At 74.8% G+C, this 25,594-nt stretch carries 20 protein-coding genes; 11 read left to right on the top strand and 9 right to left on the bottom strand.

Translation table 11 applies throughout. From position 1 onward, the window contains the following. Positions 1-53 precede the first annotated feature (53 nt). The 5 genes from OG956_RS04350 to OG956_RS04335 all read left to right on the top strand — a co-directional run bounded on the left by OG956_RS04350 (position 54) and on the right by OG956_RS04335 (position 6,183). Positions 54-1,079 carry a transporter substrate-binding domain-containing protein gene (locus OG956_RS04350; protein WP_330336595.1) on the top strand — a complete coding sequence of 342 codons (1,026 nt, stop codon included), beginning with the start codon at positions 54-56 and terminating at the stop codon, positions 1,077-1,079. A gap of 60 nt (positions 1,080-1,139) precedes the next feature. Further along, the gene (locus OG956_RS40180) at positions 1,140-1,340 is read left to right on the top strand and encodes a putative leader peptide (protein ID WP_443065527.1); all 201 of its coding nucleotides are present in this window, start codon (positions 1,140-1,142) and stop codon (positions 1,338-1,340) included. A 118-nt stretch (positions 1,341-1,458) separates the two neighbouring features. After that, positions 1,459-2,673, top strand: coding sequence for an LLM class flavin-dependent oxidoreductase (locus OG956_RS04345; protein ID WP_330336594.1), 1,215 nt, complete (start codon positions 1,459-1,461; stop codon positions 2,671-2,673). A gap of 23 nt (positions 2,674-2,696) precedes the next feature. Further along, complete coding sequence (locus OG956_RS04340) at positions 2,697-4,079, top strand: NtaA/DmoA family FMN-dependent monooxygenase (RefSeq protein WP_330336593.1); 1,383 nt, start codon at positions 2,697-2,699, stop codon at positions 4,077-4,079. 370 nt (positions 4,080-4,449) lie between these two features. Next, entirely contained in the window at positions 4,450-6,183 is a 1,734-nt protein-coding gene (locus OG956_RS04335; protein ID WP_330336592.1) for a LuxR family transcriptional regulator AbsR2, read from the top strand. A 3-nt stretch (positions 6,184-6,186) separates the two neighbouring features. Here OG956_RS04335 and OG956_RS04330 read toward each other — a convergent pair whose 3' ends face one another. Then, positions 6,187-8,799 (bottom strand): CHAT domain-containing protein, encoded by a 2,613-nt coding sequence (locus tag OG956_RS04330; RefSeq protein WP_330336591.1) that lies wholly within the window; start codon positions 8,797-8,799, stop codon positions 6,187-6,189. Between the two features lie 76 nt (positions 8,800-8,875). On the opposite strand from OG956_RS04330, the gene OG956_RS04325 reads away from it, so the two are divergent. The 3 genes from OG956_RS04325 to OG956_RS04315 are packed head-to-tail and all read left to right on the top strand — an operon-like array spanning position 8,876 to position 11,411. Next, positions 8,876-10,300, top strand: coding sequence for a S8/S53 family peptidase (locus OG956_RS04325; RefSeq protein ID WP_330336590.1), 1,425 nt, complete (start codon positions 8,876-8,878; stop codon positions 10,298-10,300). A 59-nt stretch (positions 10,301-10,359) separates the two neighbouring features. After that, on the top strand, positions 10,360-10,935 hold the full coding sequence (locus OG956_RS04320; protein WP_330336589.1) for an RNA polymerase sigma factor: 576 nt from the start codon (positions 10,360-10,362) through the stop codon (positions 10,933-10,935). Further along, positions 10,932-11,411: a hypothetical protein gene (locus OG956_RS04315; protein WP_330336588.1), complete on the top strand. Its 480-nt coding sequence runs from the start codon at positions 10,932-10,934 to the stop codon at positions 11,409-11,411. The genes OG956_RS04320 and OG956_RS04315 overlap by 4 nt, the downstream gene beginning before the upstream one ends. Before the next feature lie 30 nt (positions 11,412-11,441). On the opposite strand, the gene OG956_RS04310 is transcribed toward OG956_RS04315, so the two are convergent. The 7 genes from OG956_RS04310 to OG956_RS04280 form a co-directional block, all read right to left on the bottom strand. Then, positions 11,442-12,662, bottom strand: coding sequence for a cytochrome P450 (locus tag OG956_RS04310; RefSeq protein WP_330336587.1), 1,221 nt, complete (start codon positions 12,660-12,662; stop codon positions 11,442-11,444). A gap of 69 nt (positions 12,663-12,731) precedes the next feature. Next, on the bottom strand, positions 12,732-13,520 hold the full coding sequence (locus tag OG956_RS04305; RefSeq protein WP_330336586.1) for an N-formylglutamate amidohydrolase: 789 nt from the start codon (positions 13,518-13,520) through the stop codon (positions 12,732-12,734). Positions 13,521-13,639: 119 nt separating this feature from the next. Further along, on the bottom strand, positions 13,640-15,862 hold the full coding sequence (locus tag OG956_RS04300) for an NADP-dependent isocitrate dehydrogenase (RefSeq protein WP_330336585.1): 2,223 nt from the start codon (positions 15,860-15,862) through the stop codon (positions 13,640-13,642). Between the two features lie 163 nt (positions 15,863-16,025). Further along, the gene (locus OG956_RS04295; RefSeq protein ID WP_330336584.1) at positions 16,026-16,421 is read right to left on the bottom strand and encodes a DUF4186 domain-containing protein; all 396 of its coding nucleotides are present in this window, start codon (positions 16,419-16,421) and stop codon (positions 16,026-16,028) included. Positions 16,422-16,444: 23 nt separating this feature from the next. Continuing rightward, a complete protein-coding gene (locus OG956_RS04290; RefSeq protein ID WP_330336583.1) occupies positions 16,445-17,536 on the bottom strand; it encodes a mechanosensitive ion channel family protein in 1,092 nt (363 codons plus the stop codon). Positions 17,537-17,720: 184 nt separating this feature from the next. After that, entirely contained in the window at positions 17,721-19,253 is a 1,533-nt protein-coding gene (locus tag OG956_RS04285; RefSeq protein ID WP_330336582.1) for an amino acid permease, read from the bottom strand. A gap of 47 nt (positions 19,254-19,300) precedes the next feature. Further along, a complete protein-coding gene (locus OG956_RS04280) occupies positions 19,301-20,281 on the bottom strand; it encodes a hypothetical protein (RefSeq protein WP_330336581.1) in 981 nt (326 codons plus the stop codon). A gap of 254 nt (positions 20,282-20,535) precedes the next feature. On the opposite strand from OG956_RS04280, the gene OG956_RS04275 reads away from it, so the two are divergent. From OG956_RS04275 to OG956_RS04265, 3 genes are read left to right on the top strand one after another with little or no spacing between them, the layout of a single operon-like run. Further along, complete coding sequence (locus tag OG956_RS04275; RefSeq protein ID WP_330336580.1) at positions 20,536-21,966, top strand: FGGY family carbohydrate kinase; 1,431 nt, start codon at positions 20,536-20,538, stop codon at positions 21,964-21,966. After that, positions 21,963-23,426, top strand: coding sequence for an FAD-dependent oxidoreductase (locus OG956_RS04270; RefSeq protein ID WP_330336579.1), 1,464 nt, complete (start codon positions 21,963-21,965; stop codon positions 23,424-23,426). The genes OG956_RS04275 and OG956_RS04270 overlap by 4 nt, the downstream gene beginning before the upstream one ends. A gap of 52 nt (positions 23,427-23,478) precedes the next feature. After that, the gene (locus OG956_RS04265) at positions 23,479-24,711 is read left to right on the top strand and encodes an NAD(P)/FAD-dependent oxidoreductase (protein ID WP_330336578.1); all 1,233 of its coding nucleotides are present in this window, start codon (positions 23,479-23,481) and stop codon (positions 24,709-24,711) included. 116 nt (positions 24,712-24,827) lie between these two features. On the opposite strand, the gene OG956_RS04260 is transcribed toward OG956_RS04265, so the two are convergent. Beyond that, positions 24,828-25,592 carry a crotonase/enoyl-CoA hydratase family protein gene (locus OG956_RS04260; protein ID WP_330336577.1) on the bottom strand — a complete coding sequence of 255 codons (765 nt, stop codon included), beginning with the start codon at positions 25,590-25,592 and terminating at the stop codon, positions 24,828-24,830. Positions 25,593-25,594: the final 2 nt, after the last annotated feature.

Here is a 25,594-nt window from a genome sequence, read left to right as displayed (position 1 = left end):
CCCACGACCTCCCCCCACACCACCCTCAGCACCCTCAGCGACAAGGAACGGCCATGCGCACCCACTTCACCCGACGCAGCCTGATACGCGGCATCACCGCGGCGACCGCCGTCGCCTCCCTGGCCACCGGGCTCGCCGCCTGCGGTGGCGACAGCGACGCGGCCACCACCACCGACAGCGCCAGGTCCGGCGAGGTCGTCATCGGCCGCGTCTCCAACGGCGCCGCCACCCAGACCACCCTCAGGGTCTCCGAGGTCAAGTCCATCAGCGCCGAACTGCCCGCCGCCGTAAGGAAGCGCGGCACGCTGGAGATCGGCATCGGCGCCCTGCCCGCCGGGTTCCCGCCGCTGGCGTACGTCGGCAGCGACCAGAAGACCCTCACCGGCTCCGAGCCCGACCTCGGCCGTCTGGTCGCCGCGGTCCTCGGGCTCAGGGCCGACGTCAAGAACTCCACCTGGGAGAACCTCTTCGTCGGCATCGACAGCGGCAAGGTCGACGTGGCCTTCTCCAACGTCACCGACACCGAGGAACGCAAGAAGAAGTACGAGTTCGCCTCCTACCGGCAGGACAACCTCGCCTTCCTCGTGCCGAAGAAGAGCACCTGGAACTTCGACGGCGACTACGAGAACCTCGCCGGCCGGACGATCGCCGTCGCCTCCGGCACCAACCAGGAGAGGATCCTCCTGGAGTGGAAGAACAAGCTGGCCAAGGAGGGCAAGAAGCTCACCGTCAAGTACTTCCAGGACAGCCCCAGCACCTATCTCGCCCTGAACAGCGGCAAGATCGACGCCTCCTTCGGTCCCAACCCCGGCTTCGCCTACCACAACCGCCAGGTGGCCGGCACGCCCAATGCCACCCGCACCGCGGGCACCTACTCCGGCGCGGGCGCGAGGCTGCAGGGCCTGATCGCGGCGACCGCGAAGAAGAACAGCGGCCTCGCCAAGCCGCTCGCCGACGCCGTCAACTACCTGATCGAGCACGGCCAGTACGCCAAGTGGCTCAAGGCGTACAACCTCTCCGACGAGGCCGTCGCCAGGTCCCGGGTCAACCCGCCCGGACTGCCGCTGGACAACTCCTGAGGCCGGCCGCACCACGGGGCCGGGCCGGGACCGTGCCGGTCCCGTGGTGCGGGAACAACCGTGGGCGGCCCGCGCGTTGTGCGTCGTGACGACATCCGCGAGGCGGCCGCCCACCCGGCCCGCCGAGCCCGACGGACGGAGGTGACGGCCGTGCCCCGCGCACTCCCGCAGCGCGCCCCGCGCCCGTACCGCTCCGTCCGCCTGACATCCCGGGCGCACATAGACCTCCAGCGTGTGTCCGCCGCGCTCTGTCGCCGCTGACCCCTTCTCCCGGCCCGCCCGGCCCGCAAGGCCCGGGTTTCCTCCTGCCGCGCTCGCCCGTGCCGACGCCCGCCCCGCGAGCCGGTGTTCTCCTCCGGACGTCAAGGAAGGCACCGACGTGTCCGCTACCTCCTCGTCAGCACCCTCCTCCCCACTGCACCTCGCCGTCGCCCTGGACGGCACCGGCTGGCACCCCGCGTCCTGGCGGGAGCCGGTCGCCCGCCCCGGTGAGCTGTTCACCGCCGGGTACTGGGCCGACCTGGTCGCCGAGGCCGAGCGCGGCCTGATCGACTTCGTCACCCTCGAGGACGGCCTCGGCCCGCAGTCCTCGCACCCGTTCGACCCCGACGAGCGCACCGACCAGGTGCGCGGCCGGCTCGACGCGGTGCTCATCGCCTCCCGCGTGGCCCCGCTCACCCGGCACATAGGCCTGGTCCCGACCGTGGTGGTCACGCACACCGAGCCGTTCCACATCTCCAAGGCCATCGCCACCCTCGACTACGTGAGCACCGGCCGCGCCGGTGTGCGGGTGCAGATCAGCGCCCGGCCGCACGAGGCCGCCCACTTCGGCCGCCGTACCGTCCGCCGGATCGAGGCCTACGACAGCCCGGCCGCGCAGGACCTGCTCACCGAACTGTTCGACGAGGCCGCCGACTACGTGGAAGTGGTGCGCCGGCTGTGGGACAGCTGGGAGGACGACGCGGAGATCCGGGACGCGGCCACGGGCCGCTTCATCGACCGGCACAAGCTGCACTACATCGACTTCGAGGGCCGCCACTTCAGCGTCAAGGGCCCCTCCATCACACCCCGCCCGCCCCAGGGCCAGCCCCCGGTGACCGCCCTCGCCCACCAGACCGTGCCGTACCGGCTTCTCGCCCGCCAGGCCGACATCGGCTACGTCACCCCGCACGACGCGGACCACGCCCGCGCGATCGTCGCCGAGATCCGCGCCGAGCAGCAGGCCGCCGGCCGGGCCGCCGAGCCGCTGCACGTCTTCGGCGACCTCGTCGTCTTCCTCGACGGCAGCCGGGCCGAGGCCGAGGCCCGGCGGGAGCGGCTGGACGCGCTCGCGGGGGAGCCGTACACGAGCGACGCCCGCGTCTTCACCGGTACGGCCGCCCAGCTCGCCGACGAACTGGAGGAGCTGGCCGCGCAGGGACTCACCGGGTTCCGGCTGCGGCCCGCCGTCGCCGGGCACGACCTGCCCCGCGTCAGCCGGGACCTGGTGCCCGAACTCCAGCGCCGGGGCCGCTTCCGGCGCGCCTACGAGGCGGACACCCTGCGCGGCCTGCTCGGCCTCGCCCGCCCCGCCAACCGCTACGCAGCAGCCTGAGCAGGAGAGGACGACCCCACCCCATGAGCAAGCCGCTGAAGCAGATCCACCTGGCCGCGCACTTCCCCGGCGTCAACAACACCACCGTGTGGAGCGACCCGGCCGCCGGCAGCCACATCGAGTTCAGCTCCTTCGTGCACTTCGCGCAGACCGCCGAACGCGCCAAGTTCGACTTCCTGTTCCTCGCCGAAGGGCTCAGGCTGCGCGAACAGGGCGGCGAGATCTACGATCTCGACGTCGTCGGCCGCCCGGACACCTTCACCGTGCTGGCCGCCCTCGCCGCCGTCACCGAACGGCTGGGCCTGACCGGAACCATCAACTCCACCTTCAACGAGCCCTACGAGGTCGCCCGCCAGTTCGCGAGCCTCGACCACCTCTCCGGCGGCCGCTCCGCCTGGAACGTCGTCACCTCCTGGGACGCCTTCACCGGCGAGAACTTCCGCCGCGGCGGCTTCCTGCCGCAGGAGGAGCGCTACTCCCGCGCCAAGGAGTTCCTCGCCACCGCGAACGAGCTCTTCGACTCCTGGCGCGGCGACGAGATCCTCGCCGACCGCGCCACCGGCACCTTCCTGCGGGACGCCAGGGCCGGCGCCTTCGTGCACCGGGGGCAGCACTTCGACATCCACGGACGGTTCAACGTCCCGCGTTCCCCGCAGGGCCGCCCGGTGATCTTCCAGGCCGGCGACTCCGACGAGGGCCGCGAGTTCGCCGCGTCCAGCGCCGACGCCATCTTCAGCCGGCACGCGACCCTGAAGGAGGGCCAGGCCTTCTACCGGGACGTCAAGTCCCGGCTCGCCGCGTACGGCCGCCGCCCCGACCAGTTGCTCATCCTGCCCGCCGCGACCTTCGTCCTCGGCGACACCGACCAGGAGGCCGCCGAACTCGCCCGCGAGGTGCGCCGGCAGCAGGTCAGCGGGGCCACCGCCATCAAGCACCTGGAGTTCGTGTGGAACCGCGACCTGTCGGCGTACGACCCGGAGGGCCCGCTGCCCGACGTCGACCCCGTGGTGAGCGAGGAGCACATATCCCGGGGCCGCGCCCAGGTGCGGATGTACCGGGACCCGATCGCCGTCGCCCGTGAGTGGCGGCAGCTCGCCGAGGCCAACAAGTGGTCCATCCGCGACCTGGTCATCAACACCGGCAACCGGCAGACCTTCGTCGGCTCCCCGGCCACCGTCGCGCAGAGCATCGACGACTTCGTGCAGGCCGACGCGGCCGACGGCTTCATCCTGGTCCCGCACATCACGCCCGGCGGCCTCGACCCCTTCGCCGACAAGGTCGTCCCGCTGCTCCAGGAGCGCGGCGTGTTCCGCGCCGACTACACGGGCACGACCCTGCGCGACCACCTCGGCCTCGACCACCCCGACGCCGCCGCGCACGCCCCGGCCGAGCGGGTCGCGTCCTGAACGGGCGGCCGCGACCCCCACGCGGCCGCGGTCGTCACCTCCCCCGTAGGTGGCGACCGCGGCCGCTTCCCCGCTCCCCCCGGCGCCGGACCCTGGCCGCTGCCGTCCCTGTGCCGTCACCGGCACCCGGCCGCCGTCGCTCCCGGGCCCCCACCCGGAGCGCGAACGGACGCGGACGGCGAAACGGCGGCCCCCGACGAGCCGGACCCGGGCGGCGCCGTCGTCCGGCGCGCCGCCGCCGTCTGCCGCGCAAGCGGGCAGAGGCGTCGGGTCATGCGCCCAGCCTGCCCGCCCGCCGGCGCCGGGCGCCTGAGTCGGGGGCTACTCAAGTCGCCCTGTATCAAACCTGAGTACGCGGGCTCTGCATGACGTGAGGACTTACGAGCAGGACGCCGAGACGCTTCAGCTGCCCTGGCCGTTCACCGGCCGGGAGGAGGAACTGGAACTGGTCCGCGGATCGTCGGCCGCCGGCCGGCCCGGCATCGTGGTCACCGGACCGGCCGGCCACGGCAAGACCCGGCTGATCACCGAGGCGGTCCGGGGCACCGAGCACGCCCTGGTCACCGGCACCCCCGAGGCCCAGGGCCTGCCCTTCGCGGCCTTCGCCCACCTGCTGCCCGACACCGTCTCACTGCACCACGCGGTACGGACGCTGTCCGGCGTCCGGCTCCTCGTCGTGGACGACGCCCATCTGCTGGACGAGGCCTCCGCCGCCCTCGTGCACCAGCTCGCGGTGCACGGCCGGACCCGGCTGGTCGTGGCCGCGGTGGACGGCGTGCCCGCGCCCGCCGCGGTGTCCCGGCTGTGGACCGGCGAGCTGCTGCCCCGGCTGGCCCTGAGGCCGCTGCCCTGCGAGGACGTCGCCCGCATGCTCGGCGCGGCCGGCCTCGAACCGCTCACCGTGCGCCGGCTGTACCGGATGTGCCGGGGCGATCTGCGGCTGCTGCGCGACCTGGTCGCCGCGCTCGGCCCGGCCGGACTACTGCGCCCCGTGGCCGGTACCGAGGAGCGGGCCTGGCGGGGCGCGCTGCCCGTCACCGCGGCGGTACGGGAGCGGCTCGCGCCCGTGCTCGACCGTTCCCACCCCGGGGAGCGGGACATCCTCGAGCGCCTCGCGTTCGCCGAGCCGCTGCCGTTGCCGCTGGACGACCTCGACCCGGCGGCCCTGGACGTCCTGGAGGCCCTCGAGGCGGACGGCCTGGTCCACGTCGACGACGAGACCGGCGACGTCACCCTCGCCCATCCCCTGCACGGGCCGGCCCTGCGCGCCACGACCGGCAGGCTGCGCGCCCGGCGGCTGGCCGGCGCGCCGGTCCGGTACGGCCCGGCCCTGGAGGCCGAACGCCGGCTGCTCCTGCGGCGGATGGAGCGGTCCGACGTCCGCCCGGCCCCGACACCGGTGGGGGAGTGGCTGGTCGCGGAGGGCGCGTACCTGCCCGCCGGGTACGCCGCCGTCCGCGCCCGGTTCGCACGGCTGCGCGGCGAGCTGCGGGACGCCGCCGCGTGGGCCCGGGAGGGGCTGAGGGAGGCGCCGGGAGACGCGGCCTGCCTCGCGGAACTCCGCCGGGCGGACGGGGAGGTGGGCGACGGCGGCAGTGACGACGTGTACGGCCGGTACGACGCCGTACGCCTCGGCGCGCCCGAACGGGTCCTGGGGCGGCTGCCGGCCGGCAGCGTGTTCGCGCGGCACGCGGAGGCCCTGGCGCGGGCGGACGGAGCCGGTCTCGACAGGGTCGCCGAGGAGCTGGAGGAGCGGGGGTTCCTGCTGTTCGCGGCCGAGGCGCGGGCGCAGGCCGCGCGGACGCACCAGGATCCGCGGGCCGCGCGTCTCTCCCGCACGCGGGCGGTCGCGCTCGCGCGGCGCTGCCAGGACGCCCGCACACCGGCGCTGGCGGGACTCGTCCTCGGTGAACTCACGGCCCGGCAGCGGCAGATCGTGACGCTGGCGGCGTCCGGGCTGAGCAACCGGGAGATCGCCGAGCGGCTCACGCTGTCCGTACGGACGGTGGGCAACCATCTGTACAGCGCCTACAGCCGTCTCGGAACCGGTGACCGGGGCGCCCTGCCCTGGCTGGTGGACTCGCCGGAGCGGGCGTCGGCGTGAGGCTCACGCGGCCCCGAACGCCGCGAACGCCCAGCCCGTCGCCTGGTGGACGGAGTCGCCCGGCAGGGCGGTGCGGGCGTCCCGGAGCGCCTCCGCCAGCGACAGGCCCGCGTCCAGGCCCTTGTGGAGCGCGAGCATCAGCGGCACCACCGCCGCGTCGTTGACCGGCGCGCTGCTCGCCACCACCCCGGCCGTGCCCAGCGGCAGCAACGCGGTGACCAGGCCGAGGAGTTCGTCGGCGCCGACGGAGGCGAGGCGGGCGGTGTCGCAGCTGGAGAGGATGATCCGGTACGGGCTGCGGGCGAGCCGTTCGAAGTCGTGCACGATCAGCGGGCCGTCGGCCATGCGCAGGGCGGAGAACAGCGGGCTGTCGGCGCGGAACGTGCCGTGCGCCGCCAGGTGCGCCAGCGCCGCGCCGTCAAGGTGCTCCAGCACGCGCGGGACCTGGGCGTCGTCGCCCTCGAGGACCGTCGCGGCGCCGTACCGGCCGGCCAGTTCCGGCACCTCCGCGCCGCCGGTCGCGAGGCCCGGCCCGCGCACCAGCACCTGCCGGCCGCCCGGCGGCGGCTCGGTCTCGCGGGCCCGCAGCCAGCTGCCCGCCGACGGCGAGACGCTGAGCACCCGGTCCCGCAGCGCGGGCAGCAGCGCCCACGGCACCCGGTGCAGCGCCCCCGGCGGCACGATCACCACGGGCCCCGGGCCGAGATGGTCCGCCGCCCCGGCCAGCAGCAGCTCCTGCAGCCGCAGCCCGGCGGCCTCCACCAGCGGCAGCCGGGCCTCGGCGCCGGGGTGTGCCAGGCGCCGCAGCCCGGCCTGTACGTACTCCGCCTCGGCGACCGCCTGGGCGAGCGGGCCGCCGGTGAACCGCCGGACCCGGCCCTGCCCGCACAGCAGGACGTGCACCCGCCCGTCGACCACGGCGAGTTCCACCAGCCGCGCCTCGCCGAGCCGGTCCAGCAGCCGGGCCACGTCGAAGCCGTCGCCCTCGTGCGGGGCCGAGCCGCGCATGCGGTGGATGCGGGAGCGGATCTCCCGCTCCAGGCGCCGCTGTTCGCGCTCCAGCGCCGGCACCGGACGGCCCTCCATCCGGGCCTCCTCGGCGCGGGCGGCGATCTCCCGGTAGGCGGTCAGCACACCGAGCAGCTCCGGGTCGGCGGGCGGCCGGGTGGGCGGCGCGGACAGCACGGTCGCCCGCCACCGCTCGCTCCACTGCAGCAGCCGGCGCGGTGAGCCGTGGGCGAGGCTCACCTCCTGGGCGAGCGCGGCCAGTTCGGCGCCCTGCGCGGTGGCGTGCGCCCGCAGCTCCGAGGCGCCGAGCGTCGTCCGGTGGTCGTCGAGCACGTCCAGACCGCGCCGGCACGCCTCCAGCACGCCCCGCCGGGACCCGGCCGCGCGCGCCCTGAGGGCCTGTGCCGCCCAGCCCGTCACCCGGGCCGGCGGCGGCCCGCCGTACCGGCTGCGCGCGGCCGCCGCCAGATGCCGTTCGGCCTCGGCCGGCCGGCCCAGTGCGAGCGCGACCCGGCCCGCGAGCAGGGACGCCTCCGGTGCGGCCGGCGAGCCGAACGAGGCCAGCTTCTCCGCGACGGCCGCCGCGTCCGCGACCAGCCGCCCCGAGCGGCGCCCGGCCGCGGCCCGCGCCTCCAGGAGCACCAGCCGGGCATGGGTCTCCCACCACGGCCGACGCTGCGCCGCGAACAGCCGTACGGCGACGGCGGCGCGGGCCGCGGCGGTGTCCGGGTCCCGGGCCGAGCGGGCGGCCCGCGCGGCGGCCAGCAGCAGCTCGGCCTTCCGGGTGGACTGGCCGCCGATCCGGTCCAGCAGCGCGATCGTCGCGTCCGCCTCGGCCAGCGCCTCCGGGGCGAGTCCGGCCGCCATCAGCACCTCGCAGCGGCGCAGCGACAGCATGTAGGTGGGGGTGCCGAGCTTGGCGTACCGTTCCTCGGCCTCGTCCAGCAGGCGCAGCGCCGCCGGGATGTCACCGGAGCGGAACGCGGCGAGCCCGCGGCTCTCCACCGCGTCGGCCTTGTCGTGCTCCTGGCCGGTGGTGTCCCACAGCCGCTCCGCCGCCGTGAAGTCGGCGACCGCCCGGTCCACCGCGCCGAGCGCGAGATGGACGGTGGCCCGCAGGGTCAGCGCCCGCGCGGTCCAGATGTCGTCGCCGGCCTGCCGCAGCACGGGCAGCGCCCGGCGTACGTCCTCCAGCGCCTCCCGGTGACGCCCCAGCACCCACCACACGTACGCCCGCCGGAACAGCACCCGGGCGCGGGTGTGCCCGCTGCCCCGCGCCACCCCGCGCTCGAAGGAGGTGAGCCCCTGCCGTGTGCGCCCCGCGTGCACCAGTGCGACCCCGAGCGTGGCGAGCACATCCGCCTCGCGGTCCGCCGAGTCGGCGCGCGCGGCCAGGTCCCGGGCCCGCCGCAGATGCCGCAGCGAGATCCGCAGGTCGCCGAAGTCCCGCTGCCAGATGCCGAGGACCTGGTGGGCGACGCTCGCGTGCAGCGGCGGCGGAGCGGCCCGCAGCACCTGCTCCGCGCGGGATCGGGCCGCGCCCGGGTCGGCGAACACCAGGGGCAGAAGTTCGAGGACCGAGTCGCTTCCCGCCGTCACGTGTCGCATCGTAGTGGCCACCTGTATCAGACGGCGGCCTCCCGGCTCTCACTGTCGAACGCCGTCGTCAGGGGGAGGACAGGTCATGGCTCCACAGCGGTTCCACGAGCAGTTCCGGCACATCCAGCGCTCGATGCCGGACGTCTCCCTGGCCATGGGCCCGGACGAGGACGCCCACTTCCTGTACGAGAAGGGGGTCGTCCTGGCCCGGGACGGCGAGGAGGCCCGCGTCGTCGAGGACACCGTGCGCGCCCACTTCACCGCGACCGACGGCCTGGTCCCGGACCACGTCCGGCGCGACGGCCCGCAGACCGGCCGCACCGGCGTCACCCGCATCCGCGTCGGCGACCCGGCCGCCGGCGACGACGCCGTGCCGCACGCGCTGCGCGCCCTGCGGGAGGCCGAGGACCGCCGGGGCCGCCGGCTGGTCGGCCGCAACCACGTGGTGCACATCGCGGTCAACGCCTGCCCCGGCGACGAGCCGGTGCCGGTCGCCCGCACCCAGCCGGCCAACCCGGCCGCCGCCGAGGGCGGTGACGACGCGGACGGCGCCGCCCGCGTCCTCGTGATCGACACCGGGCTGGTCCACGACCACGGCTCCTACCCGCTGCTCGCCCGCACCACGGGCGACCCCGAGGCGGCCGAGACCGACGCCGACGGGGTGCTGCGTCCGTACGCCGGCCACGGCACGTTCATCGCGGGGATCCTCGCGGCCGTCGCGCCGGGCACCGCGATCACCGTGCGCGGCACCCTGAACGACGCCGGGGCCGTCCTGGAGTCCGAGTTCGGCGCCCGGCTCTTCGAAGCGGTCGACCAGGGCGGCTGGCCCGACATCATCAGCCTCTCCGCGGGCACCACCACCGAGGGCGGCGACGGCCTCCTCGGCCTGGAGGCGTTCATGCGCGAACTGCGCGAGCAGCGCACCCTGCTGGTGGCCGCGGCCGGCAACAACGCCAGTGACACGCCGTTCTGGCCCGCCGCCTACGCCGCCCTGCCCGAGTACGGCGACAGCGTGCTGTCGGTCGGCGCGCTGCGCGCGGACGGCGACGGCGAGGCCTGCTTCAGCAACCACGGGCCCTGGGTGCGGGTCTTCGCCCCCGGCGAGCGTCTCACCAGCGCCCTCACCGGCTTCGGCACGCCCGTGCCGTACGTCTACCAGCACTCCACCTACGACGCCTGCCGGTTCGGCTACGACTATGCGTGCACCTGCCGGTTCCCGCGCCACACCGGTGTGCTCAGCGAGGGCCGGGAGAGCACCGGCGCCAAGCCGGACCAGGTGATGTTCGACGGCCTCGCCCAGTGGAGCGGTACCTCCTTCGCCACACCGGTCGCCGCCGGCCTCGTCGCCGCCCGGATGACGGCGCACGCGGAGCGCGATCCGCGCACGGCGCTCACCCGGCTGCTCGCGGGCACCACCGACACCGCCGAGGTGCGCGGGGCGCGCGTCCCGGCGCTCCGGCCGCCCACCTGGCGCCCGGTTCCGGTCGTGGCCCCGGCCGTGCCCGCATGAGGCCGGGAACCCTCCGCCCCACGGCGTACCATGACGTGCCGTACATGAGGGGTGGAGCCGTGGACCGAACAGAGGTCGGCGCGCTCGTCCGGTCCGCCGTCGACGGGGACGCCGCGGCCTGGAAGGCGCTGGTGGAAGGGATGAGTCCGCTGGTGTGGTCGGTGGTGCGCGCGCACCGGCTCTCCGAGGCCGACGGGCACGAGGTCTACCAGACCGTGTGGTTCCGCTTCGCCCAGCACCTGGGCCGCATCCGCGAACCCGACAAGGCCGGTTCCTGGCTGGCCAGCACGGCCCGCCACGAGTGCCTGAAGGTGCTCAAGAGCCTGACCCGGCTGACCCTGACCGACGACCCGCGGGTGCTGGACCGGGCCAGCGACGACCGGACCCCCGAGGAGTCGCTGATCGAGTCGGAGGACGAGGCGGACCGGGCCGAGCGGGTCCGCCGCCTCTGGCAGGAGCTGGACGGACTGGGGGAGCGCTGCCGGCAGTTGCTGCGCGTGCTCGTGTCCTCCCCGCCGCCCAGCTACGGAGAGATCTCGGCCGCGCTCGGCATCGCGGTCGGCAGCATCGGCCCCCTGCGCCAGCGCTGTCTGCGCCGGCTGCGGGACCGGATGGACGCACGGGGTGCGGCGTGAACGAGGACGAACGGTTCCCTCAGACGGGCCCGGTGGACGGGGAGCGGGCGGACGCCCTGCTGGAGCGGGAGCTGCGCCAGGCGGCCGCGGTCCTCGACCCGGTCCCGGAGGCCCTGCGCCAACTGGCGCTGGACGCCTACGCGTTGCACGACCTGGACGCGCGGATCGCCGAGCTGACCTTCGACTCGCTGGTGGACGCGCTGCCGGTCAGGGGCGTGACGGACGCGCCGCGGATGCTGACGTTCAGCGCCGGCGAGGTCACCGTCGACGTCGAGGTCACCGAGGACGGGATGATCGGCCAGGTGCTGCCGCCCGGGTCCGCGCACATCGAGGTGCTCGACGGCCCGCGGACCGCCCGCCCGGTCCCCGTCGACACGCTCGGCCGCTTCACCAGCGACATCCCGCCGGCCGGCCCGTTCGCCCTCAGGCTGCGGACCGGCACGGAGGTGATCGTCACGGAGTGGCTGCGGGCGTGACCCGGGCGCTGTGAGCGCCCGCGGACCCGCTCAGCGGACCCAGGTCACCGGCAGCGACCGCGGGCCGCGGATCATCGTCCGGTGCCGCCAGCGCACCTCTTCGGCCGGCACCGCGAGCCGCAGCCCGGGCAGCCGGTCCAGCAGGGTGTCCACCAGCAGCTCGGTCTGCAGCCGGGCCAGCAGCGTGCCGGTGCAGAAGTGCGGGCCGTTGCCGAACGCCACGTGCGGGTTCGGATCGCGGTCGGGGTCGATGCGGTCCGGGTCGGGGAAGACGGCCGGGTCCCGGTTGGCGGCGAGGTAGGAGACGTACACCGGCTCGCCCGCGGCGATCCGCTGCCCGGCGATCTCCACGTCCTCCAGCGCGATCCGGGCGAGCCCGACCGAACTGCGGTGCGGGATCCACCGCAGCAGCTCGTCCAGCACGGGGCCGCGCGCCTCGGGATGCGTCAGCATCCGCTCCATCAGCTCCGGCCGGGTCAGCAACAGGTACAGCATCTGCCCGCAGTTGTGCGTGACGGCCTCGCCGCCGATCTGCAGCGGACCGGCCAGCCCGACGGCCTCCTCCTCGCTGATCTCGCCGCGCGCCACGGCCCCGCCGAGCATGGAGTACACGTCCTCGCCCCGGCCGTCGGAACGGGCCCGGACGATCGTCCTGATCCACCCGTACAGGCCGTCCTTGGCCCGGCCGGCCGCCTCGGCCCCGTTGGTGGAGATGATCTCCCGGGTCCAGGCGTGCACCTGCGCCCGGTCGGCGGCGGGCACGCCCATCACCTCGCTGACGACGCTCAGCGGGAACGGCTCCAGCACCCGCTCGACCAGGTCGGCCGGCGGCCCGTCGCGTACGACGCCGTCCATCAGCTCGTCCAGGATCTCCTGCGCGCGGGGCCGCAGCCGTTTCATGGCGCTCACCGTGAAGGCGCCGGCGACCGGCTTGCGCAGCCGGTTGTGGTCGGGCTGGTCGGCCCAGGCGAGCGAGCCCGGGCGGGGTGCGAAGTTCGGTGCCATACGGGTCACCTGACGCCGTGTCACCTCGGTGCGGCTGAACCGCGGGTCGTTGGTGATCCGCTTGACGTCGTCGTAGCGGGTCGCCAGCCACGCCCAGCCCTCGCCGAACGGCAGCCGGATCCGGGTCAGCGGACCCTCGCGCATCAGGCCGGCGAGCACCGGGTCGAAGTCCGTCCCGTCCAGGTCGGGTGTGGGCCAGTCCCGTACGGGCGGGGTCTGGCCGGTGAGCGTGATCTCCTCGGTCATGCGCACCACCTTGGTACGGGCGCCGGCGGCTGTCCTGCGGGCGTAGGCCAGGTGGGGGGCCGTGTGCGCCTACCGGGGGGCGGCCGCGTCGGCCAGTGCGGCCAGCCGGCCGGCCAGGCGGTCCAGGCCGGGGCCCGCGGCCCCGCCCGGCTCGGTCATGTAGGTGTCCCGCCTGATCTCCACCATCACGGCGGCGACCCGGGCGTCGGCGCCGTGGAACTCCAGCGGCACGTAGGTCCCGGCGAACGGGCTGTCCAGGCCGGTCCCCCCGGTGTCCGCGAACGCCGCGCGGGCCGCTTCGGCGAGCCACGCCGGGGTGTGGAAGGCGTCCGTGCCCAGGCACACCGGCGGGCGCGGGCCGGCGCCGTGCAGTTCGTAGGGCAGCGGCTCGGTGGGATAGGAGTGCACGTCGATGATCACGGCCCGGCCGGTCGCGGCCAGCCGCCCGGCGACCGCCTCGGCCATGGCGCGCGCGTACGGCCGGAAGTACCGCGCCAGCAGCGGCTCCGGGTCGGTGTCCGCGGGCCGCAGCTCGCCCCGGTGCGTGGTCCGCGTGTACACGGCGCCCATGCCGACGGCCGCCATCTCCTCCCGCTCGTCGGGGAACCGCTCGGGATCCACGACGAGCCGGGACAGCCGGTTCACGAACCGCCAGGGCCTGACCCGGGCCAGTTCGGCGGCCCGCTCGGCGAGTTCGGCGGTGTGCGCGTCGGTGATGTGGTCCAGCTCCCGCTCCAGCGCGCTGTCGTCCAGCACGATCCCGGCCCGCACGTCTGCCGGGACGGTCCGCGCGGAGTGCGGCACGTGCAGCAGCACGGGCGAGCCGGGATCACCGGGCAGCAGGTCGAAGGAGGGCACGGGCGGCTCCGGGAGAGGGTCGGCGGTACGGACACGGCTCCGCCCCGGCCGGGGTGGCCGGCCGGGGCGGAGGAGCGCTCACGCGGATGGCTCGGGCGCCGTGGCGGCCCGCGCCGGGGTCAGCGGCCCAGGGACGCCAGGGCCTCGTTCCAGGTGGCCGACGGGCGCATGACCGCGTCCGCCTTGGCCTTGTCGACCTGGTAGTAGCCGCCGATGTCGGCCGGCTTGCCCTGGACGGCGATCAGCTCGTCCACGATCTTCTGCTCGTTCGCGGCGAGGGTCTCGGCCAGCGGCGCGAAGGCCTTCGCCAGGTCGGCGTCGTCGGTCTGCCGGGCCAGCTCCTGCGCCCAGTACAGGGACAGGTAGAAGTGGCTGCCGCGGTTGTCGATGCCGCCGAGGCGCCGGGTCGGGGACTTGTCCTCGTTGAGGAAGGTCGCCGTGGCGCGGTCGAGGGTGTCGGCGAGGACCTTGGCGCGGGTGTTGCCGGTGGCCGCCGCGTACTGCTCGAAGGACGGGACGAGCGCGAAGAACTCGCCGAGGGAGTCCCAGCGCAGGTAGTTCTCCTTGACCAGCTGCTGGACGTGCTTGGGCGCGGAGCCGCCGGCGCCCGTCTCGAACAGGCCGCCGCCCGCCATCAGCGGGACGACCGACAGCATCTTGGCGCTGGTGCCCAGCTCCAGGATGGGGAAGAGGTCGGTCAGGTAGTCGCGCAGCACGTTGCCGGTCACCGAGATGGTGTTCTCGCCGCGGCGGATGCGCTCCACCGACAGCTTGGTGGCTTCGACCGGGGGCAGGATCCGGATGTCCAGGCCCTCGGTGTCGTGCTCCTGCAGGTACTGCTTGACCTTCGCGATGAGCTGCGCGTCGTGGGCGCGGTTCTCGTCCAGCCAGAACACGGCCGGGTCGCCGGTGGCGCGGGCCCGGGTGACGGCCAGCTTGACCCAGTCGCGGATCGGGGCGTCCTTGGTCTGGCAGGCGCGGAAGATGTCGCCGGCCGAGACGGCCTGCTCGATCACGACGTTGCCGGCCTGGTCGACGAGGCGGACCGTGCCCGTGGTGGGGATCTCGAAGGTCTTGTCGTGGCTGCCGTACTCCTCGGCCTTCTGCGCCATGAGGCCGACGTTCGGGACCGAGCCCATGGTGGACGGGTCGTAGGCGCCGTTGGCGCGGCAGTCGTCGATCACGGCCTGGTAGACACCGGCGTAGGAGGAGTCAGGCAGCACCGCGAGGGTGTCGTGCTCCTGGCCGTCCGGGCCCCACATGTGGCCGGAGGTGCGGATCATGGCCGGCATCGAGGCGTCCACGATCACGTCGGAGGGCACGTGCAGGTTGGTGATGCCCTTGTCGGAGTCGACCATCGCGAGGGCCGGGCCCTCGGCCAGCTCGGCCTCGAAGGAGGCCTTGATCTCGGCGCCCTCGGGCAGGGACTCGATGCCCTTGAGGATCCCGCCCAGACCGTCGTTCGGGGTCAGACCGGCGGCGGCGAACGTCTCGCCGTACTTCGCGAACGTCTTCGGGAAGAAGGCGCGCACCACGTGACCGAAGATGATCGGGTCCGAGACCTTCATCATCGTGGCCTTCAGGTGCACGGAGAACAGCACGCCCTCCTGCTTGGCGCGGGCGACCTGCGCGGCGAGGAACTCGCGCAGCGCGGCGACGCGCATCACGGAGGCGTCGACGACCTCGCCCTCGAGGACGGGCACGGACTCGCGCAGCACGGTCGTCGAGCCGTCGTCGCCCTTGAGCTCGATGCGCAGCGTGCCGGGCTCGGAGATCACCACGGACTTCTCCGTGGAGCGGAAGTCGTCCACGCCCATGGTCGCCACATTGGTCTTGGACTCGGCGGTCCAGGCGCCCATGCGGTGCGGGTGGGTCTTGGCGTAGTTCTTCACCGAGGCCGGGGCGCGGCGGTCGGAGTTGCCCTCGCGCAGGACCGGGTTGACGGCGGAGCCCTTGACCTTGTCGTAGCGCGCGCGGATCTCGCGCTCCTCGTCGGTCTTCGGGTCGTCCGGGTAGTCCGGCAGCGCGTAGCCCTTGCCCTGCAGCTCGGCGATGGCGGCCTTCAGCTGCGGGATGGACGCCGAGATGTTCGGCAGCTTGATGATGTTGGCCGCGGGCGTCTTGGCCAGCTCGCCCAGCTCGCTCAGCGCGTCCGGGATGCGCTGGTCCTCGTTCAGGTACTCGGGGAAGACGGCGATGATGCGCCCGGCCAGCGAGATGTCACGCGTCTCCACGGGCACACCGGCCTGCGAGGCGTACGCCTGGATCACCGGCAGGAACGAATGCGTCGCCAGGGCCGGGGCCTCGTCTGTGTAGGTGTAGATGATGGTCGAGTCAGTCACCGGGTGCTCCGCTCCACGTCTGCAACATTGCTCGACATCAAGATATCTCGTGAGGGGGCCCGGCTCGACAGGGGTCCCGGCCGGACAGCGCGGCGCGCCGCCCCGGCCACGAGCCGCCGCGGGACGCGGTGACAACCGATCACCCGCCGACCACGGGCGGTCATCACGGAACCGGGCGTCCGGTCCCGCCCGCCAGCTCCCGTTCGATCCAGCGGCATATCACGTCCACCACGTACACCTGCTCGGCCCGGGTCAGCTCCCGGCCCTTCGGGATGCCGTGCCGGCGTTCCAGGCAGCCCCGGCAGCAGGTGGCGGTCGCGTGCTGGGCGACGAAGACCGGATGCCCCCGGTACGGCGTCTGCTTGCCGTCCTTGTACGGCGCGGCCGGCGCCAGCCGCCGGGCGATCAGGTCGTACGCGTGCCACCGGATCGTCGCCGGGCCCTTCAGCTCGGCGGTCGCCCGGTCCCGGCCGCGCAGGTGGAACCTCGCCCGGAAGGGTTCCCGGGCGAGGGCGTCGAGCCGCCGGTCGAGCCGGGCGGGATCGGAGGAATCGGCCATACCGCTTCGAGCGTAGCGTGCGGCTACGGGGCCGGTGTGGCCCCCGGCGTCCGCTCCTGACCGGCGCGCTGCTGCGGGATCGTCACCGCGCCCTGCTGCAGCGCCACCGTGCGGGTGGGGGCCGGGATGGAGATGCCCTCCTCGCGGTAGCGGCGGTGCAGGCGCTTGATGAACTCGTGCTTGATGCGGTACTGGTCGCTGAACTCGCCGACGCCGAGGATCACCGTGAAGCCGATCCGGGAGTCGCCGAAGGTGTGGAAGCGGATGGCGGGCTCGTGGTCGGGGACGGCGCCCTCGACCTCGCGCATGGTCTGCGCGACGACCTCCGCCGTGACCCTCTCCACGTGCTCCAGGTCGGCGTCGTAGCCCACTCCCGCCTGCACCAGCACGGTGAGCCGCTGCTCGGGGTGCGTGTAGTTGGTCATGTTGGCCTTGGCGAGCTGGCCGTTGGGGATGACCACCAGGTTGTTGGACAGCTGGCGGACCGTCGTCTGGCGCCAGTTGATGTCGACGACGTATCCCTCCTCGCCGGTGCCGAGGCGGATGTAGTCGCCCGGCTGGACGGTCTTGGAGGCGAGGATGTGGATGCCCGCGAACAGGTTGGCGAGGGTGTCCTGGAGGGCGAGGGCGACCGCCAGACCGCCGACGCCCAGGGCGGTCAGCAGGGGCGCGATCGAGATGCCGAGGGTCTGCAGGACCACCAGGAAGCCGATCGCCAGGACCAGCACCCGCGTGATGTTCACGAAGATCGTCGCCGAGCCCGCCACGCCCGAGCGGGACTGGGTGACCGTGCTGACCAGGCCGGCGATCACCCGGGCCGCGGACAGCGTCACCACGAGGATCAGCCACACCTGAAGGGCCTGGTCGACGTGGTGCTGCACCGTGCGGGTCAGCGGCAGCACCACCGCGGCCGCCGCCGCGCCGCCCGCGATCGCCGCCCAGGGGACGACCGAGCGCAGCGCGTCCACGATGACGTCGTCCCCGCTCCAGCGGGTCCGCTTGGCGTGTTTCGCGAGCCAGCGCAGCAAGGTGCGGGAGCAGAAGGCGAGCAGCAGGCCCGCCGCGACGGAGATGCCGGCGACGACGAGGTCGTCCAGGGTCAGCGCGCGGTTCACCGGTCACCTCCGGGGCGGGCCGCAGCTGCGGAGTTGTGAAGTCTCGTCACGGTGTCACCTGCTCGATGTGCGGAATGTGCGATCGCGCCGGGCCGGGAGAACTCCGGTGACCGGCGCGACCGTTCATCCTGCCGTATCCGGAACACCGGTCCGTACCCGGACCGGTGTCCTTCGGACAGCCGGATCAGACGATGCCCTCGGCGAGTTCGGCCTGGTCGCGGTCGCTGCCGTACGCGGCGGCGGTCGGGGTGCCGTACGAGCGGCGGGCGACGTACCACCAGATGCTCGCCAGGAGCAGGACGACGGCGAGCGCCACCGACGCGTAGTTCATGGTGCCGACGGTGACCGGCGCGGCCTGCGGCAGGCAGAACAGCACGGTCACACAGGCCACCCAGACCACCGCGACCCAGCCGACCGGCCGGCTCCAGCGGCCCAGATTCCACGGCCCCGGCCGGAACCGGTCGCCGGCGCGCAGCCGCAGCAGCACCGGGATCGCGTAGGCGGGGGTGATGCCGATGACGTTGATGGCGGTGACCGCGTTGTACGCCGTCGCCGAGTACAGGGACGGCAGGGCGAGGACGCCGGCCACGGCCACGGACAGCCACACGGCCGCCACCGGGGTCTGGGTGCGGGCGCTCACCGTGCGCCACAGCCGCGAGCCGGGCAGCGCGCCGTCCCGGCTGAACGCGAACACCATCCGGCTGGCCGCGGCGACCTCGGCGCTGCCGCAGAACAGCTGGGCGACGATCACCACCAGCAGCAGCGCGCTCGCGCCGCCGGTGCCCAGACCGTCGAGGAGGATCTGCGCGGGCGGCACACCCGTGGCGGTGGTGCGCGTGGCGTCGTAGTCCTGGATCGCGAAGGTCAGACCGGCGAGCAGCACGAAGCCGGCGATCCAGGACACCCAGATGGACCGCACGATGCCGCGCGCGGCGGACACCGAGGCCCGCGAGGTCTCCTCGGACAGGTGCGCGGAGGCGTCGTAGCCGGAGAAGGTGTACTGCGCGAGCAGCAGGCCGATCGCCGCCACGTACAGCGGGTTGTGCCAGCCGGTGTCGTCGACGAACTTCGTGAACACGAAGGACGCCGGCCGGTGGTGGCCGGGGACGATCGCGAGCGCGCCGACGATCAGCGCGACCCCCGCCAGGTGCCACCACACGCTGACCGAGTTGAGCAGGCTGACCAGGCGGACGCCGAACAGGTTCAGCACCGCGTGCAGCAGCAGGACGGCGCAGAAGACCAGCATGGTCTTCCCGGGCGTCGGCGTGAAGCCCCACTGCAGGTTCGCGAACGCGCCGGTGAACAGGGCGGCGCCGTAGTCGATGCCGGCGATGGCGCCGAGCAGCCCGAGCAGGTTCAGCCAGCCGGTGTACCAGCCCCAGCGCCGGCCGCCGAGCCGGTCGGCCATGTAGTACAGCGCGCCGGAGGTCGGATAGGCGCTGGTGACCTCGGCGAGGGCGAGGCCGACGCACAGCACGAACAGGCCGACGCCCGCCCAGCCCCACAGCATCACGGCGGGACCGCCGGTGTTCAGGCCGAACCCGTACAGCGTCATGCAGCCGGACAGGATCGAGATCACCGAGAAGCTGATCGCGAAGTTGCCGAAGCCGCCCATCCGGCGGGCCAGCACCGGCCGGTAGCCGAGTTCGCGCAGCCGCTTCTCCTCGTCCTGCTGGGGCAGGCCGGGCGACGGCGCTTGTTCGGGGGTGGGGGACATACGGGGGACCTCCGGGTCGACGGGGTTGCGGGCGTGGGGCGGTGCGGTCAGGGGCGGGCCGTCCGGCAGCGGTCCCGGGCCTGGGTGAAGACCTCCGCGGCACGGTCGCGGTCGGGCGTGCGGTACATCCAGGGAGGGGGCGTGAAGTAGGGGCCGATGGCGTCGAACACCCGGGCCGCGTCGGGGAACTGGAGCGAGCCCCACAGGGCGTGCGCGAGATGGTTCAGGTCGAGCAGGGAGCGTTCGGCGGGGCGGGTGCCGGTGTGCTCGAACCAGGAGTGCAGGGCGCGCCGCGCCTCGCGGGCCGCGTCCTCCGCCACCCAGTGCAGGTCCAGCGCCGCGTCGTGCCCGCTGTCGCGCCGGTACCGCTCGACGCGGACATACAGCGGCAGCAGGTGCAGCGGGGAACCGGGCGGGGCCTGCCCGGCGGCCCACTGCGCGTAGCCGGCGGCCTCCGCGAGCCGGCCCGTGCCGCCGCGCGCGTACAGGAACTGCAGCATCCGGTGGTGGGCCTCGCGGTTGTGCGGGTCGCGCCGGCCGGCCTCGGCCAGCAGCCCCCAGGGCCCCGGCGGCAGCGTCGGCTCGGGCGCGGGCGCCCGGTGCTCCTCCCAGCGCTGCTCCGGATCCAGCTGGGCCAGCGCCAGCAGACACACCCAGGGCACCGGGTCCCGCGGCGCGATCCGGGTGGCGGACTGGGCGGCGTCCCACGCCTCGATCCACAACTCGTGGGTACGGCGGTGGCGTTCGCGCCGGGCGCGCAGGGCCCGCTCCACGCCGACCCGGGCGTGCATCACCACGGCGTGCGCGCTGTCCGGTTCCTCGGTGAGCCAGGCGCGCACCACGTCGGTGCCGGCGGCGGCCGCCGCGAGGACCTGGGTGCGCTGGGTCCACCGCCATCCCGGCGCGGTGTCCGCGAGCAGGGCGCGCATGGCCATCCAGCGCCCGGTGCGCAGGTCCTGGAGCGCGGCGCGCAGGGCGTGGTCGGGACCTGCGGGGTCGTAGGAGGGACGGGGGCCTTCTCTGGCCATCAGCCGCCGGTCCCGGGCCACGGGCGCGCGGGCGGACGGGCGGGGTGGGGTGGCAACAGCCCTCCTGTGGGCGGCGATCACGGCTGCTCGGCGCTGGTCGGCGGTCACTATAGAGGCGCCGGTTCCGCCGTGCCATTGTTGTCAAGTCAACGAATTTTCCCGGGAGTTGAACGGCGAACCGTCCTTGACGCCGGACGCGGCGCGACGGCAGGCTGACGCCCTGTGATCGTCAGCGCGGAGCGGAAGAGGGTGCGATGACCGGGCCGGTGCTCGCCGTCGACCAGGGCACGTCCGGCACCAAGGCCCTCGTGGTCTGCCCGGAACGCGGCGTCCTCGGCTCCGGTTTCGCCGAGGTCCGCCCCCGGTATCTGCCCGGCGGACGCGTCGAGGCGGACCCGGCCGAGCTGTACGGCTCCGTCGTCGACGCCGGCCGGCAGGCGCTCGCCGAGGCCGGTGAGGACGTGGTCGCACTCGGCCTGGCCAACCAGGGCGAGACCGTCCTCGCCTGGGACCCGGGCACCGGCCGGCCGCTCACCGACGCCCTGGTCTGGCAGGACCGGCGCGCGGAGTCCGTCTGCACCGGACTCGCCGACCACGCCGAGGAGCTGCGGCAGCTCACCGGCCTGCCCCTGGACCCGTACTTCGCCGCGCCCAAGATGGCCTGGATCCGCCGCCACCTCACCCGCGAGGGCGTCGTCACCACGTCCGACGCCTGGCTGGTCCACCGCCTCACCGGCGCCTTCGCCACCGACGCCGCGACGGCGGGCCGCACCCAGCTCCTCGACCTGGACCGCGCCGCATGGTCGCCGAGGGCGCTGGAGCTGTACGGCCTGTCGGACGAACGGCTCCCGCAGGCCGCCGACAACGCCCGGCTCATCGGCACCACGAGCGTGTTCGGCCGGGAGATCCCGCTCACCGGGCTGTGCGTCGACCAGCAGGCCGCCCTGCTCGCCCAGCGCGTCACCGCACCCGGCGCCGCCAAGTGCACCTACGGCACCGGCGCGTTCCTGCTCGCCCACACCGGTGACCGCCCCCGGCGCGGCAGTTCGGGCCTGGTCTCCTGCGTGGCCTGGCGGCTCGCCGGCGCCACCGGCTACTGCCTGGACGGCCAGGTCTACACGGCGGCCTCCGCCGTCCGCTGGCTCACCGGCCTCGGCGTCATCTCCGGCGCCGCCGACCTCGACGCCGTCGGGGGCGCCGTCCCCGACAGCGGCGGTGTCACCTTCGTGCCCGCGCTCGCCGGTCTCGCCGCCCCCTGGTGGCGCGGCGACCTGCGCGGTTCGCTCACCGGGCTCGGCCTCGACACCGGACCCGGCCATGTGGTGCGCGCGCTGTGCGAGGGCATCGCCGCCCAGGTCGCCGAACTCGCCGACGCGGCCGCCGCCGACCTCGGCGCCCCGCTGGACACGCTGCGCGTCGACGGCGGCCTGACCCGCTCCGCCCTCCTCATGCAGACCCAGGCCGACCTGCTGCAACGCCCGGTCGAGGTCTCCGCGCTGGCCGACGCGACCGCACTCGGCGCGGCCGCCCTCGCCCGGCTCGGCGCGGACCGTACCCTGGACGTCGCCCAGGCCCTGCCCGACGGGAGGCCCGCCGCCGTGTACGAACCCCGCGTCACCGCCGACGAGGCCGCCGAGCGCCGCGCCCGCTTCCGCACGGCCGTCGAGGCCCTGCTCGGCGCATGACCGTCACCGCCGAGGGCCCGCTGCCCGCCCGGACGTACGACGTCGCGATCGTCGGCGCCGGAGTCGTCGGCTGCGCCGTCGCCCGCGAACTCGCCCGCCGGCCCCGCCTGAGCGTCGCCCTGGTCGAGGCCCAGGACGACGTCGGGCAGGGCACCTCCAAGGCCAACACGGCGATCCTGCACACCGGTTTCGACGCGGCCCCCGGCACCCTGGAGGCCGGGCTCGTCCGCGAGGGACACGACCGGCTCGGCGCCTACGCCGCCGCATCCGGCATCCCCGTCGAACGCGTGGGCGCCCTGCTGGTCGCCTGGGACGAGGAGCAGCTCGCCGCACTGCCCCGGCTGGCCGCGAAGGCCGCGCGCAACGGCTGCGACGGCACAGCCCTGCTGGACCCCGCCGAGCTGTACGCCCGCGAACCCCGCCTCGGTCGCGGCGCGCTCGGCGCGCTGCACGTGCCCGGCGAGAGCATCATCTGCCCCTGGACGACGACCCTGGCCTACGCCACCCAGGCGGTCCGCGCCGGAGTGGACCTGCACCTGAACTCCCCGGTGCGGAAGGTGGACCGCAACGGGGCACACCGCCTGCTCACCGCCCGCGGCACCCTGCGCGCCCGCCATCTCGTCAACGCCGCCGGACTGCACGCCGACACCCTCGACCGGATGCTCGGCCACGACGACTTCACCGTCACCCCGCGCCGCGGCCAGCTGCTGGTCTACGACAAGCTCGCCCGCCCGCTCGTCCGGCACATCCTGCTGCCCGTCCCGACCGCGCTCGGCAAGGGCGTCCTCGTCGCGCCCACCGTCCACGGCAACGTCCTGCTCGGGCCCACGGCGGAGGACCTGGACGACAAGCGGGCCACCGGTTCCACCGCCGACGGCCTGGCCGGGCTGCGGGAGCAGGGCCGCCGCATCCTGCCCGCCCTGCTGGAGGAGGAGGTCACCGCCGTCTACGCCGGGCTGCGCTCGGCCACCGGGCAGGAGGACTACCGCATCGCCGCCCATCCCGAGCAGGCGTACGTCACCGTCGGCGGCATCCGCTCCACCGGACTGACCGCGTCCATGGCCATCGCCGCCCATGTCACCGGGCTGCTGGCCGAGACCGGGCTCGACCTCGGCCCGGTCCGCGAGCCGGAGCCGGTCGCCATGCCCAACCTCGGCGAGGCGTTCCCGCGTCCCTACCAGCGGCCCGACCTCATCGCCGCCGACCCCGAGTACGGCGCCCTCGTCTGCCACTGCGAGCGCGTCTCCCGCGGCGAGATCCGCGACGCCCTCGCGAGCCTGGTCCCGCCCCGCTCCCTGGAGGGCCTGCGCCGCCGCACCCGGGCCAGGGCCGGGCGGTGCCAGGGGTTCTACTGCGGGGCGGCGGTACGGGAACTGTTCGAAAGGGGCCTGCCGCGGGCCGGCCGGCCGACGGTCGCCGAGCCCTCTGCCGGGAAGCCGTACGGAAGGGGCGGGCTGTGACGGCTGCTGGGCGTGTCGGTGTGCTGGTCGCGGGCGGTGGAAGGGGCGGGCTGTGACGGCTGTTCGCAGCGTCGACGTGCTCGTCGTGGGCGCCGGACCCGCCGGGCTCGCGGCCGCCGCGCGCCTGGCCGCCGCCGGTGCGGGCCGGGTGGAGGTGCTGGAGCGGGAGGCGCGGCCCGGCGGAGTGCCCCGGCACTGCGCGCACGGCGGTTTCGGCACCCGCACCCGGCCGCTGTCCGGCCCCGCCTACGCCCACCGGCTGGCCGAGGCCGCCGACCGGGCGGGCGCGCTGCTCCGGACCGGGCTGACGGCCCTGGACTGGGCACCGGCCGGACCGGTGCTCCACGCCGTCGGCCGCGGCGGCCCCGAGACGATCGAGGCGCGGGCCGTCGTCCTCGCCACCGGCGCCCGAGAACGCCCGCGCAGCGCCCGGCTGGTGCCCGGCACCCGCCCGACCGGGGTCTACACCACCGGTGAACTCCAGCAGGCGGTCCACCTGTTCGGACAGCACATCGGCACCCGTGCCGTGGTCGTCGGCGCGGAGGACGTCTCCTACGCGGCGGCCGGCACGGTGCGCGCGGCAGGCGCCGAGGTCGTCGCCCTGGTCACCGAGCATCCCCGCGCCCAGACCGGCCCGGTCCGCGCCCGCGCCGCCCGGCTGCGCGACCGCGTTCCGCTGCTGACGCACACCACGGTCACCGAACTGCTCGGCCACGGCCGCCTGTCCGGGGTCCGCGTCCGCCACCGCGACGGCCGTACGGCCGTACTGGCCTGCGACACCGTCGTGTTCACCGGCGACTTCGTGCCCGACCACGAACTCGCCCGCCGCGGCGCCCTCGTCCTCGACCCGGGCACCCGCGGCCCCGCCGTCGACGGCGCCCTGCACACCTCGCGCCCCGGGGTCTTCGCCGCCGGGAACGTCCTGCACGCCGCCGAGCGCGCCGGCACCGCGGCGGCCGAGGGGACCAGGGTGGCCGGCGCCGTCCTGGACTTCCTCGCGGGCGCCTGCTGGCCGGCCCCGGGAGTCCCGCTCGCCGTCGACGCGCCGCTGCGCTGGATCGCCCCCAACCGCCTCACCCCGGCCGCCCCACCGGACCGTTACCTCCTGCGCACCGGCGCCCCGCTGAACCGTCCGGTCCTCCTGGTCCACCAGGACGGCCGCCTGCTGCACCGCACCCGGCCGCGCCCCTGGACCGCGCTGCCGAACCGCACCCTGACCCTCACCGCGCGCTGGGCAGCACGCGCCGACCCCGAGGGCGGCGAGGTGCGGGTGAGCACCGGCTGAGCGGAGCCGTTGTCAGTGCCGTCTGCGACAGTGGAGCGCCCGGAGCAGGGGGCGCCCCGGCGAAGCGGTGCAGGGGGCGGCGCAGGACTGAGGGGCAGGGGCGGCGGGCCAGGGGTTCACAGGTCCGTGAACGACCCGTGCCGGCCGGCCCCGGAGGCGAACCGGGCGGCTCCCTCGGCGCCCTCGGCCAGCACCGCCGTTCCGTACCGGAGTTCACCGCGCAGCGCCGTCTCCTCGTCCAGGCCCTCCTGGTCGAGGACCGACGCCCGGTCGCCGCGCAGGCAGGCCTGCGGGAAGCGGGCGATCCGCGCCGCCAGCGCCTCGGCCTCGGCGCGGGCGCGTCCCGTGGGCACCACACGGTTGGCGAGCCCCATCTCGTACGCCTCGCGGGCCGGCACCGGCCGGCCGGTGAGGATCATGTCCATGGCCCGGCTGGCGCCGATCAGCCGGGGCAGCCGTACCGTCCCGCCGTCGATCAGCGGCACGCCCCAGCGGCGGCAGAACACCCCGAACACGGCGTCCTCCTCCGCGACCCGCAGATCGCACCACAGAGCCAGCTCGAGACCGCCCGCCACCGCGTGCCCGGCGACGGCGGCGATCACCGGCTTGGACAGCCTCATCCGGGTCGGTCCCATCGGCCCGTCACCGTCCTCGGCCACCCGGTTGCCGCGTTCGGTGCCGATCGCCTTCAGGTCCGCGCCCGCGCAGAAGGTGCCGCCCTCACCCCACAGCACCGCCACCCGGGCCCGGTCGTCGGCCTCGAACTCCCGGAAGGCCGCGGCGAGTTCCGCGGCCGTCGGCCCGTCCACCGCGTTGCGCGCGGCCGGCCGGGAGAGGACGACCGTGGTGACGTGCTCCGTGCGCTCGACGCGGACCGGCATGG

It is taken from the genome of Streptomyces sp. NBC_00557 (genome assembly GCF_036345995.1).
Lineage (GTDB): Bacteria > Actinomycetota > Actinomycetes > Streptomycetales > Streptomycetaceae > Streptomyces.
Note: the sequence above shows the minus strand (reverse complement) of the source record. Positions and strands in the feature narration are given on the sequence as shown.

Coding starts and splice junctions, on each gene's coding strand:
- OG956_RS04350 (WP_330336595.1), top strand. CDS start 54: ATGCGCACCCACTTCACCCGACGCAGCCTGATACGCGGCATCACCGCG.
- OG956_RS04330 (WP_330336591.1), bottom strand. CDS start 8,799: ATGCGACACGTGACGGCGGGAAGCGACTCGGTCCTCGAACTTCTGCCC.
- OG956_RS04270 (WP_330336579.1), top strand. CDS start 21,963: ATGACCGTCACCGCCGAGGGCCCGCTGCCCGCCCGGACGTACGACGTC.
- OG956_RS04260 (WP_330336577.1), bottom strand. CDS start 25,592: ATGCCGGTCCGCGTCGAGCGCACGGAGCACGTCACCACGGTCGTCCTC.
- OG956_RS04280 (WP_330336581.1), bottom strand. CDS start 20,281: ATGGCCAGAGAAGGCCCCCGTCCCTCCTACGACCCCGCAGGTCCCGAC.
- OG956_RS04340 (WP_330336593.1), top strand. CDS start 2,697: ATGAGCAAGCCGCTGAAGCAGATCCACCTGGCCGCGCACTTCCCCGGC.
- OG956_RS04295 (WP_330336584.1), bottom strand. CDS start 16,421: ATGGCCGATTCCTCCGATCCCGCCCGGCTCGACCGGCGGCTCGACGCC.
- OG956_RS04275 (WP_330336580.1), top strand. CDS start 20,536: ATGACCGGGCCGGTGCTCGCCGTCGACCAGGGCACGTCCGGCACCAAG.
- OG956_RS04325 (WP_330336590.1), top strand. CDS start 8,876: ATGGCTCCACAGCGGTTCCACGAGCAGTTCCGGCACATCCAGCGCTCG.
- OG956_RS04285 (WP_330336582.1), bottom strand. CDS start 19,253: ATGTCCCCCACCCCCGAACAAGCGCCGTCGCCCGGCCTGCCCCAGCAG.
- OG956_RS04310 (WP_330336587.1), bottom strand. CDS start 12,662: ATGACCGAGGAGATCACGCTCACCGGCCAGACCCCGCCCGTACGGGAC.